This window comes from Nocardia sp. XZ_19_385 (genome assembly GCF_015355755.1).
GTDB lineage: Bacteria > Actinomycetota > Actinomycetes > Mycobacteriales > Mycobacteriaceae > Nocardia.
This window is the reverse complement of sequence record NZ_JACVEE010000003.1, coordinates 699,285-711,700: the sequence shown is the minus strand read 5'-3', so window position 1 is coordinate 711,700 and position 12,416 is coordinate 699,285. Positions and strand designations below refer to the sequence as shown.

At 68.7% G+C, this 12,416-nt stretch carries 3 protein-coding genes; 1 reads left to right on the top strand and 2 read right to left on the bottom strand.

The genetic code is table 11. The annotated features are described in order from the left end of the window. The first annotated feature begins 25 nt into the window (after window positions 1–25). Complete coding sequence (locus tag IBX22_RS26985) at window positions 26–2,776, top strand: LuxR family transcriptional regulator (RefSeq protein WP_194818495.1); 2,751 nt, start codon at window positions 26–28, stop codon at window positions 2,774–2,776. 5 nt (window positions 2,777–2,781) lie between these two features. Here IBX22_RS26985 and IBX22_RS26980 read toward each other — a convergent pair whose 3' ends face one another. Next, window positions 2,782–4,320, bottom strand: coding sequence for a PfaD family polyunsaturated fatty acid/polyketide biosynthesis protein (locus tag IBX22_RS26980; RefSeq protein ID WP_194818494.1), 1,539 nt, complete (start codon window positions 4,318–4,320; stop codon window positions 2,782–2,784). After that, window positions 4,317–12,404, bottom strand: coding sequence for a type I polyketide synthase (locus tag IBX22_RS26975; RefSeq protein WP_194818493.1), 8,088 nt, complete (start codon window positions 12,402–12,404; stop codon window positions 4,317–4,319). The genes IBX22_RS26980 and IBX22_RS26975 overlap by 4 nt, the downstream gene beginning before the upstream one ends. Window positions 12,405–12,416: the final 12 nt, after the last annotated feature.

Genomic DNA, 12,416 nt, shown 5'->3' with positions numbered 1-12,416 from the left:
CGGCCCGGATTCGCTTGGGGGACACATGTTGCTGGGAAGAGCGGCCGAGGCCACGCGCTTGCTCGCCCTGTTCGAGCGGGCGCGGCGGGGGCGCAGCGGTGTCGTGGTGGTGTCGGGGGAACCCGGGGTGGGCAAGACGGCGCTGATCGACTTCGCCCTCCGCCAGGGCGGCGGGCTGCGTATCCGCCGGGTTCGCGCCGCCGAGGCCGAGCGCGGATTGTCCTTCGCCGGGCTGTCGGCACTGCTGCGGCCGTGGGAATCGGAGATCGACGACCTGCCGCCGGTGCAGGCGGCGGCGCTGAAGGGTTCCCTCGCGCTGGGACCGGCGGTCACCGGCGACCGGTTCGTCATCGCGGCGGCCACGCTGGGATTGCTGACCATGGTGGCCGAACGACAGCCGATCCTGCTCGCGCTGGACGACTTTCACTGGATGGACGAGGCCTCGGCGGAGGCGGTGCTGTTCGCGGCCCGCCGGCTCGACTGCGAGGGCATCGCGATCATCCTGAGCACCAAGGTGCCGATCCCGCAGTGGGAGAGCATCGAACTGTCCGGCCTGGACGCGGCCGCCGCGGCGGAGTTGGTGGCCGCGCACAGCGGGCAGTCGATCGCGCCCGAGGTGGCCGGCCGGCTGGTGGCGGGCACGGCGGGAAATCCGCTGGCGCTGATCGAACTCGCTCGGCTGCTCGATCCGGCAATGCTGGCCGGGACTGCGCCGCTGCCGGATCCGCTGCCGGTCGGCCGGGCCACGACCGCGCTGTTCGCGCCCAGGCTGGCCGCACTCGATCCCGGCGGGAGAACCGCGCTGCTGCTCGCCGCGCTGACCGATACGGACGTTGATGTCATCAAGCGGGCCGCGGCCGGTCTCGGCCTGGCGGACAGCGCCGCGGCCGGCCTGGACCACGACGGTCTGGTCGCCTTCGACGCGGGCCGAGTGGTGTTCGCCCATCCGCTGATTCGGTCGGCGGTGGTGGAACAGGCCACCTCGGCGCAGATCCGCGCCGCGCACGGCGCGCTGGCGGCGGCGCTGGCCGACTCGGCCTGTCCCGAGCGCCGCGCCTGGCATCTGGCCGAATCGGTCCTCGGCCGGGACGAGCGCGTCGCCGATGAACTCGAGCGCATGGCCAACGGTATGCGCGACAAGCGCGCCTTCCACATCGCCTCGCACACCTACGAACGCGCCGCCGAGCTGTCGGCGGATCGGGCCCGATACGCCCGCTGCCGGTTCCAGGCAGCCGGCGCGGCCTGGCTGGCCGGCGAGTTCGCCCGGGCCCGGGACCTGGTCTCACCCGCGGGAATCGTTGGGGCAGAGGGCGATGAGACCGCCGAAACCAAGTGTGTGCTCGGTGGCATCGAACTGTTCCTCGGACATACGACGAGGGCGCGCCGGCTGCTCGCCGAATCGGCGGCGCACTATCGGCCCGTCGATGTCGAGGTGGCTATGCGGCATCAGCTCGACGCTGTGCTCGCCGCTTACGTCGGCGACGACTTCGCGGCCGCCGCCGAGCTGGCGCTGGAGACCGAGACCTGGGGTTGCGAGCACCCGGCCCTGACCGGGCTGGCCCGGCTGCTGGCCGGGGTCGGTACGCTCGCCTGCGGTGATCCCGAGCACGGTGCGCGGCTGCTCGCCGACGCCGTCGACACCCCGGAGCTGATGCGCGGAGCCGGCTTGCACGGCCGGCATGCGATCCACGCCGGGCACGAACTGGTCCGGATCGGACTTCCGCTGGCCGCCAAGGGGATTCTCGATCCGATCGTGGAGCGCATGCGCGCCGAGACGGAACTGGGCACGCTGCCGTACGCGCTGCATGTCTCGGCGGTGGCCGAAGCCCGGGCCGGGCAGTTGGACGCGGCGTACGCGGCCGCCGAGGAAGCGGCGCGGCTGGGACTGGAAACCGGAAATCCGCTGTGGCACTACCGCGGTGCGTCCGTGCTGGCCTTCGTGCGGGCGCTGCGGGGCGACGAAACCGAATGCCGCCAGGCTGCCGCTGCCGCCCGCGAGCTGGGCGCAGCCATGGGCAGCACCCCGGGCCGCTATATCGCCGAAGCCCTTGCGACCCTGGAGTTCTCGCTGGGAAACGTGGACGCGGCCCTCGAACACGCCATGGCCGTGGGGGATTTCCAGCAGTGCTCCTCGGCGGTGCTGCTGACCTCGCCGGTCGCGGTGGATATCGCCGAGGCACATCTGAAGGGAATCGCCGAACTGCCACCGGCGCTGGCCGGTGCGCTGGACCGGACGCTGGCCACCGAGATCGCGGCCGAATTGCCCGGGCAGACCGCAGGATTGGCCCGGCTCCATGCGCTGTCCTGCGCAGACATCGACGAGGGCGCGAAACTCTTCGGCTACGCCGTCGACTGCTACACCGACGCCGGACTGGAATTCGACTCGGCGAGAACCCTGCTCTCCTGGGGTGAATGGCTGCGCAGGCGCGGCCGACCGGCCGCCGCCCGCACCCGGTTACGCGCCGCCTGGATTGCCTTGGAGGCGATGGGCGCCCGGCTCTGGGCCGCTCGCGCGCTCGCCGAATTGCGGGCCACGGGCGCGAAGAATCTGCCCACCGCGGCCCCGGATGCGCAGCCGCTGACCCCGCAGGAGTTGCAGGTCGCGCTGACCGTGGCGAACGGGGCGACCAATCGGGAGACCGCCGGGGCGCTGTTCCTGAGCACCAAGACCGTGGAGATGCACCTCACCCAGGTGTATCGCAAGCTGGGCGTGCGCTCCCGGACCGAGCTGGCCCGCCGGTTCGCCGAACGCGGTCCCGCTCAACATATTCGGTGAGTCCCTCAGGACAGCGGCGTCGGCCGGTAATCGGAGTATTCGGAGGGGAACCGGGGCCCGGCGCATTCGATCTGATGAATGCGGGTACTGACCGCGGCGCCGCGCATGAGGTGGTGCGCCACGTCGGTGACGCTCCGGTTCTCCGGCGCCGCGAGGTAGGTTCCGCGCACCCACTCGTTGAAGGCGCCCAGCGCGGGCCCGGCCCACACCTGATAGTCGGCGAGCCGGTCGGCATCTCCCGTAATCGCCCATCGGGACGACAATCCCAGATACCAGCGGAACATCAGCGCCATCCGGCGCTTCGGATCGTTGACAGCCTGCTGGATCTGGGCGGGATCGCGAGTCGTGAAGAAGGCGACCACCTCGTCCCAGACCTCGCCGACCGGACGGCGGAATACCTTGCGCTCCAGCCAGATACGGTCCGCATCAGGCAGATCGTCGATGCTCGAGCAGGTTTCGTAGAGCTGCCGCAGTTTGCGGGCGCGCTGGGGAAACATCGTGCCGCTCTTCAACACCTGCACCTGCGCACCGAGCTCGAACATGTAGCCCGACGGAGCCATGTCGAAATCGCTGATTCCGGCGGTGGCGAGCATTCGGCGAGTCACCGCGGCGGTTCCCGCTTCGACACAGGCCTGGTTGACCGACCCGGTCACCACATAGTCCGCGCCGAGAGCGAAGGCCGCCGCGACTGCCTGCGGGGTACCGATGCCGCCCGCCGCCCCCAGCCGCACCGACGGTAGCTCGGGTCGCTGCCGGCGCACGTCGTCCCGCAGCCGGCGCAGCACCGGGAGCAGCGCCGACAACGGGCGGCGATCGGTGTGACCGGCCGAGTCGGACTCGACCGTGATGTCGTCCGCCATCGGCATCGCCCGGGACAGGTCCGCCTGCTCGGCGGTCACCTGCCCGCGTGCGATCAGTTCCGCCACCATCGCCTCGGGGGCGGGTAGCAGGAACTGCCGGCAGACCTCGGGCCGGGATACCTTCGCGATCACCCGGTTTGCCGCGTGCACTTGCCCGCCGGTACTCCGGTACAGGCCGTTGAGCCGGTAGCGCACCAGTTCCGGGGTCAGTTCGAGGTACGCCGACGCCTCGACGCAGCGCACCCCGTAGCGCAGGCACAGGTCCACGACCGCGCGCTCGAGTGCCGGTTCGTGAGGTGTGTTGAGCAGGTTGACCGCGTAGGGCAGTCCGGGGATCTCGGCGGCCAGCCGTTGCAGTGCGGCCTCGACCCGATCCGATGCGAGACCACCGGCGCCGAAGGCCCCGAGGAATCCGGCCCTGGCCGCGGCGACGACCAGTTCCACCGAGGAGATGCCGTTCGCCATTCCGCCTGCCATATAGGCCATCCGGACGCCGTGCGCCCTGCGGAAATCGTGAGATCCCAGGTTCTCCGGCGACAGCGGCCCGGCCGAGGCGAGTACACACTGCCCCGGCTCGAGAGCGGCGGTCACGCCGATGCCGCCGGTGTCTCGAACGACATGGACGGGGTGCTCCAGATCGGTCAATATCCTTTGCACGTCATCGATTTCGATGCTTCTGGTCATGTGCTTTCCGCCCCCACGGCGATATCGGTGAATTCGTAGATGCGCAGGCCGTTGTTCCACAGGTTCGCGTCCGCGACGATCACGGTGCGCCCCTGCTCGCGCCGGATGTCCTTGACATGGAAGTCGAAGACGAGTTCGCCGTCGGCCGGCAGAATCTGACCCCGATAGCGCCAGCTGAACGGGACATCAAGCGGCAGAACGAACTCGCCCGACTCGAGGTCGTCGGCGGGTTCGCTGTGCCGCAAGAAGATTCGCAGCGCTTGCAGGACCGTCTCGACCCCGAGCGATCCGGGCATGACGGGATCACCGTGGAAGTGCAGCGGGAAGAACCAGTCGCCCGCATCGATCCGGCGACGACCCCGCAGGTAGCCCAGCCCGTGCCGGCCGCCGTCCCGGACGATCTCGACGTCGTCGATCAGGTCGAATCGGCCGTCGCCACCGACGGTGATCCGTTCGGCCTGCGCCGCCTCGGTCTCCAACCAGGGCAACATTTTCCGGCCACCGTCCAATCCGGACTGCTTCGCCAGCGCCTGGTCGTTGAAGTAACCGAACAGCGATTCCCCCTCGTAGAAGACTTCCCCGTCGACCGAGAGCCGATAGCTGAAGGACTGCAGAGTCGCGCCCGCGGTCCGGTGCGTGGACAGCAGCTCGGACTCCTGGCGGATGGTCCGGCCCCGTAGATCGGGCCGGCCGAGCAGGACGGCCCGGCCGTCGAGATTGCGGATCACCAGGTCCTCCTCCGGAGTCAGCAGGCTCGCGCCGAGGTAGTAGCCGGTGAGCACGGCCGACTGCAGCGAGGTCTCCATCAGCACGCAGTAGGGCATTCCCGGGTCCGGATTCTCGGCGTAGTACCAGGCATCCGGCGGAGAGTCGTATTCGGTGACCATCCGCGCGCCGCTCGGCTGGCCGTGCGCACCGGTGAACTCCACGAGGCGGTGCAGAAAGCAGAAGTCCCCGTTCGGAATTCGCGGTGCTCGGCGGTCCCGGTAGATGTCGAACTCCGTCCCCATCGCCAAGCCCAGGTCGCCCTGCGCCAGATGGGCCATGTGCAGTTCGTTGGCCACGGTCGGTTCGCCGTCGTGGCTGCGCCGCCCCAGGAATCGACGCGGCCGGCCGTCTCGTTCGATCCGGTACGGGGTGCCCGGCTTCTCGCGCACCTGGATGCCCAGCTCGCGCATGCTCAGGATCGGCTTGTCGCCGTCGAAGACGGTGATGTCAGCGGTGACGGTGGGCCGGGGCAACATCGTGATCGAGGTGATCTCGGCGACGTAGCGGAGTTCGCATTCGGCCGGGGTGATTTGGCCGCGCAGCCGGCAGTGCAGGCGCTGCTCGAGGGCGGGCTGAAACTCGGCGTCCGGGAACACCAGGTGCAGCCCCAGATACATGGCGTAGATCTGGATCAGTTGTGCGGCGCCCTCCATCATCATGGTGCCCGGGAGTACCGGGTCGCCGGGGAAGTGGCAGGCGAAGTACCACGCGTCGGGCGTAACACGTTGTGTCGCAACGAGTCTTCCGAGTCCGGCCGGACCACCGGTCCGATCGATCTCGTGGACCTGCTCCAGCGCAAGGAGGTTGCCGCCCGGCAGCCGGATCGACGGGTTGAGACCGTCCGATTCCCAGGCCGCCCCGAAGACGGCGGCGACTTCACCGGCCGTCAGACGCTCGATATCGTTGTGCGACAGGCTTGTTCGATCGGAACGCGCGAGGGGCGTGAAGGCGGGGGCGTTGGTCGGTTCGATGCGTTCGTCGTCGATGACGCCCAGCGGCTGGGCCAGTTCCGCATCGGTGAACAAGCCCGCGCAGCCGTCGCGCATCTGGAGGAACAGGGTGTCGCCGCGATAGCCGTCGCACTGGAAGAAGATCAGCGGCATCTCGCCCTGCCAGACGAATCGGGTGATCTCGACGTGGTAGCGCAGCGTCTCACCGGTCCGGGGCAGTCCGTCGAAGAACGTGGCACTGCCTCCCAGTAGACGGAACCGCCGCTCTCCCCCGATGCGATCCTCGATCCCCTGATAGCCGAGCAGGAACAAGGTGGCCTGCGCGATTTCCAGAGTGGGGCCGAACGATGCCCTGCCGTCCACCGCGAACCACGCGTCCGCCGGGACGTCGTATTCGACGGTGATGCTTGCGGGTTCGAGCTTTCCGGGCTCGGCACGCAGGCCGGTGACCCGGGAGATCATCAGGTAGGGCGGGGCGGGCAGTCGCAGTCGGCGGTCCGTTCGTGCGGTGCCGAACTCGACCAGATCGTCTCTGTCCCAGAGAATTCCGGCTGGCCGTGTCACCAGTTCGACATCGCGGAACACCAGCAGGACATTGCCGTCGGCATCGGTGGCGGTGACCGAGCACCGCGCGCCGCTTTCTGTGCGCCGGGTGTCCCCGAGCGATACGACGAAGGCGTCGGGCAGTGGCCGGTGAATCTCGATGTCGCCGATCCCACTCGGCAAGGTGGCGATGCCCAGGCTGCGATGCGCCCACACCAGAGATACCTGCAACAGCAGGTCGGCCAGTACGGGACTGTACGACGGAGTGGACCAGCCTCCGCCCGCCAGGTCCACATCCCTTAGGGCACAAAGGAATACGGTGTCGGTCAGCTGCCGTCGGATTCCGCGCAGGCTGGGTCCGTGGAACAGTTCACCCCCGGTGTACGGATCGATCGGCTGCCCGCTGTCCCACGGCGGCACGTCGGTGCTGCGCGGTGCCGGTGCAGGCTGCTCCCCGATGACAGCCTGATACCGAGGCCGCCCCTGCTCATCGAGCACGCGCACCTGGTCCGCCGAGATCACGAAGGAGAGGGCGGCCGGCTGGTCGTCATCGAACACCAGGCCCTTGAAGACCTTGAATTCCGTCAGCCGAGTCGCTGCCCGGCCCGGACGGACCTGGCCGACGATATCGAGGATCGCCCCCAGTGCGGCCGTGGCGGGCAGGACCGGCTTCCCGTTCACGCAATGGTCGGCGACGACCGGGTCCCGCGCGATCGTGGCAAGATCCCGCACCACCGTTACTTCCTTGCTGGACATACGCTTTGGGCGCGACCCCGACAGCGGCGTGGACGGGCCGATCACGCACACGGTGTCGTTGCCCCGTTCCAGGTCGAACTGTTCGGCGAACATCCTGGCCCCGAGGCCGATCGGAATCAGCGGTACGCCACGCGTTTCGAACATCTTGGCCAGCTCCGGTGTGACCATGCCGCCGTTCCAGGCGCCCCAGTTGATCGCGGTCACTCTCGAATCGGGCCGCGCCCGTTTGAGCGCCGCCGCGATACCGTTCAGCGCCTCGTTGGCCACCGCATAGTCGGCTTGGCCTTTGTTGCCGAAGAATCCGGCCACCGACGAGAACAGCACGATGTGCCGCATTCGTTCCTGATCGGTCGCGGCCAGCACCGAATGCAGACCGAGCAGTTTGGCCCCCAGTACCCGGTCGACGTCGGAAGCGCGTTTGTTCAGGATCAGTTGATCGGCGAGAACACCGGCACCGTGCACAATGCCGGTAATCCGCGCCCGGTACGGCGCGAGCGCCGTCCCGACCGCCGGGCCATCGGTGACATCGACCGTCAGGTACTGGGCTTCGACACCGATCCGCTCCAAGTCCGCCAACGTCGCCGAGATCTCATCCGCCCCATCGCTTTCGGAGCGACCGAGCAGCAGCATCCCGCACCGGTGCCGCCGCGCGAGTGCGATCGCGCACGCCGCAGTGACGCCCCGCCCACCCCCGGTGACCACCAGAAAGTCATCCACCCCGAACTCCGCGACATGCGGATCGGCGGTCTGGAGCTCTGCGACTGGTGGACCGGTAGGTGGCTCGTCGGTCAGGACCTCCGTGTAGCGCCCGCCCGAACCGTCGTGCCGGACGACAGCGAGATCAGTTCGTGCGTCGTATATTTCGGCTACGGCAAGCTCGGCGGCGGCCGCGTGTTCCAGGCCATCGCCGAGTTCGATCGCGCGGCAGAACAGCGCCGGCGCCTCGATCGCCAGGGTCTTCACCAGCCCACTCACGCCGCTCAACGCGGCCGAGGCAGGGTCGGTTCCGGGCGCGCCGGTGAGTGTCACGAACGCGGCCCTGCCTTCTCGGGCCGCCGACTCCAGCGCACGCTGGGTGCGTGCGGCCAGCAGCACTGCCTCGCGCAGTTGCCTTGTGGCCCCGGGGAAATCGGCCGGACGCCCCGGTGCGTAGAGGACGAGATCCAGTGTCTCGGGAATCTCCTCGCCCCGATGGACAGCCCAGCCGTGCGCGGTCAGCGCCGCGCTCACCCGCGCGAGCAGGTCCGAACCCTCCCCTGCCAGCAGTGCCACCGGCTGCTGCCGGTAGGGCCGGTACACACGATCCGCCGCGGAAAGCGGGCTCGGCTGCGCGAACTGACGCGCGATGCCGAGTCCGCTCTCACCTTTTGGGTGGACATCAGCCTCCTGACCGCCGACGACGAAGTCCACGATGTTGTCCAGCACGCGCAGCTCCGCCAGCTCGTCGGCATCGGCGATCGCGGCAGCGGGGAACCGTTCCCGCAGTGCCCCCATGATCTCGACCCGCTTGATCGAATCGATGCCGAGATCAGCCTCGATCTCCATATCGCCGTCGAGGGTGTCAACCGGGTAACCGGTTTTCGCGGAGACGATTTCGAGCAGCTGCCCGCGCACCATGATGGCGTCCATCGTGGCCGCGGCAGGCTCCGGCTCGGCAGGTCGGGGCAGCGGTTCGATATGCGGCGTCCTAGCTGGGGGTGCCATGTAAACGCTCGTGCCAGAACCCGAAACTCCGGCGACCGCAGCAACCCCTGCCGAAGCGCCGGCCTCCGGTGAAATCTCTGTCGGCGCGATCGCCCCTGGTACGCCCGCCTCGGGAAGCAGCGTTGTCTGCGCGACCGCCATTGGAGCTTCTGCCGCCGGAACTGCCGCTGCCGGCGCTATCGCTGCTGGAGCCGCAGTCACCATTCGGGTGCCAGACGACCTCGAAAGGTAGACGTCGTTTCTGACGGGGTACGCCGTCAGAGACGCCTCTTCGGACTCGATCGGCGGCACCCCGGCACCTGCTTCGAGGTGGACCATGCTGCGCAGCACCTCACCGGCCTGCGTGTGGCTGCGCCCGATCGTCCGGCTGTGCTCGGCGATGGCGCTGATGCCGGCGATTACCGAGTCCCGCATGCCATTTCGGCTCTCCTCCCGCAGGATGTCCACGATCTGCTCGGCCACCCGCGACTGGCTGGCGAGGTATTCGCGATGGGACGCCATGTGTTCGACGGCTATCCTGCGCACCGAATTCGGCTCGCTCGGCAGTCCCGCGTCACCGACGGTGTAGCCGTCGGTCAGCGCTTCCTGATACGCCCGCTCGCGTTGCGGCGGAACGTGATTGACTCCGGTCAACGTGATCACCATTCCTTTCTTGGTTTTCTGAACGCCCGAATCCGGCAGCGCGGGACGGAATCCCGTCAGTGGCAGGCCGAGCACGGCCAGCCGGGCGGCGAGCCGTTTGAGGGCGAGATCGCTGTCGTGGCCGGGACCTGGGTCCGCGGCGAGCACGACGACATCGGTGTGGTCCGCGAAGGCCTGATTGGCCAGTCCCGCCAGGACGGATTTGGGGCCGAACTCCACGAAGATTCGGAAGCCCTCGTCATACATCTGCGCCAGGCGCGGCGCGAAGGCCACCGGCTTACGCAGTTGCTCGGTGAGCACCCGCCGATCGCGCACCGGGTCGCCGCCGTACTCCGCTCCCTCGGTGTTGGCGTAAACCGGAATGTCGAGTTTGCCGATCTCGGTGTCCGCCACCGCCGCTGCGAACTGTTCGGTAGCGTGTGCGACGTACCGGGTGTGGAACGCAGCAGCGACCGGCAATGGCTTGGCGCCAACACCTTCGGCGGCACACTGCGCGACGAACTCCCCCACCGCAGTGCTGCCGCCCCCGACGACAACCTGGTTCGGGGCGTTCAGATTACAGACGGACACGTTCGTGGCCTGCGCGAGCAGCTCCTCGACCCGCCGCCGATCCGCGTGCACTACCGCCATCGCGCCCGGATCGGTTAGCTCCACCGGCCGCCGCGCCATGGCTTCGCCCCGCGCCCGGGCCAGCCGGAACAGATCGGCGTCGCCGAGGCCGCCCGCCGCCCACAGCGCGGTCAGTTCCCCGAAACTGTGCCCGAGCGCACCGTCGGGAGCGAAGCCGAGCTCGGTGAGATAACGGAACTGGCCCGCCGATATCGCCGCGATGGCAGGCTGGGCAAAGTCGGTGCGGCGCAACGCATTCGACTGCGCCGCCCGGGTCTCCTCGTCGAAAGCAGGGGGCGGGAACACCACCGGCCCCAATGGTTCGGTACCGGAGAATTCGGCCGCGGCGCGGTCGAACGCCGCCTGCACCTGCGATACGGCCAGGGCGCTGGCGCGGCCCATGCCGACATACTGACTGCCCTGCCCCGCGAACAGCGCCGCGACTCTGCCGGTCGATCGTGCGCGGTGACGGTAGTACACCCCCGATGGCAGTTCGAATGCCTCGGCCGTCGGCTCGGCAGCCAGTTTCGCCCTTGCCTCGTCCCTCAGTTTCGCCAGTTCGCTCTGCCCGCGGGCCACGATCGCCAGCCTCGAGTGTTCCGCTGGGACGGGACCGTCCTGCGGAGGACCGTCGAGTGCGGACAGCAGTTCGGTGGCGTTGCGGGCGTGCCACAGGTAGATCTGGGCCGTCGTGTGCCCGGCTCCCGGCGCCGCGCCGTATTCCTCCAGCACGCAGTGGAAGTTCGTGCCGCCGAACCCGAACGAGGACACCCCGGCCCTGCGCACCGGGCGCTGCGGCTGCGCGATCCACGGGCTGCTCTCGGTGTTGACGTAGAACGGCCCGTCGTCGAAGTGCAATGCCGCCCTTGGCTTTTCCACATTGATCGTGGGCGGCAGCACCTTGTGGTGCAGGCTCAACGCGAGCTTGATCAACCCGGCCGCGCCCGCCGCCGCCTTGGTGTGGCCGATCTGGGACTTCACGCTGCCGATCGCGACACTGCGCCTACCGGCGTCGGCGTAGATCGAGCGCAGCGCGGTGACCTCGGTCAGATCGCCGACCGGGGTTCCGGTGCCATGCGCCTCCAGCAGGCCGACCTCGCCGGGGCCGAAGCCGGCGTCGTCGTAAGCTCGCCCGAGAGCGACCATCTGACCTTCCCCGCGAGGTGCGTAGATGCTCTTGTGCCGGCCGTCGCTGGAGGAACCGATACCGCGCAGCACGGCGTAGATGCGGTCGCCGTCGCGTTCGGCATCGGCGAGGCGCTTGAGCGCGAGCATCCCGATACCCTCGCCGATCAGGGTGCCGTCCCCGCTCTCGTCGAACGGCCGGACCTGACCGCGCTTGGAGAACGCCGGTGTCTTGGAGAAGCACAGGTACATGAGAATGGTGTTGTCGGCGTCGCAACCGCCGGTGAGCATCAAATCCGCTCTGCCCGATTGCAATTCATCGACCGCCATCCGGACCGCGGCCAGCGAGCTGGCGCAGGCGGCGTCCACCGTGCAGTTGGTGCCGCCGAGATCGAACCGGTTGGCGATGCGGCCGGCGACCACATTGCCGAGCAGGCCGGGAAACGAGTTCTCCTGCCAGGGTGCGAACGCTGCCGCGAACTTGGCGGCGACCGCCTCGGCGTCGCGCTGGGTCAGCCCGCACGAGCGGACCGCCTGCTCGACAACCGGAGTCTGCAGTCGCGTCGCCAGCGGATAGATCAGCGAGTTCGCTCCGGTGACACCGAGAATCACCCCCGTGCGCGAGCCGTCGAATCGATCGGAGTCCAGGCACCCGGCATCGGCCAGTGTCTGCTTGGCCACCAGCAGACTGAGCAGTTGCAGCACACCGGTGACCTCGAGGGTGTTCGGCGGCAGACCGAACTCCAGCGGGTCGAACTCGACGGCGGGTATGAATCCGCCGCGCTTGCTGTAGGTCTTGTCCGGCGCCGTCGGATCCGGGTCGTAATGGTCGGCCACCGACCAGTGCGTGTCCGGGACATCGGTCACGGAGTCGACGCCGGCGACAATGTTGTTCCAGAATTCGTGGACGTTGCGCGCGCCCGGGTACAGCGCCCCCAGTCCGACGATCGCGATGGCTGTACTTCCGGATTCCGGTTTCGACGGCATCTGTCTCTCCTC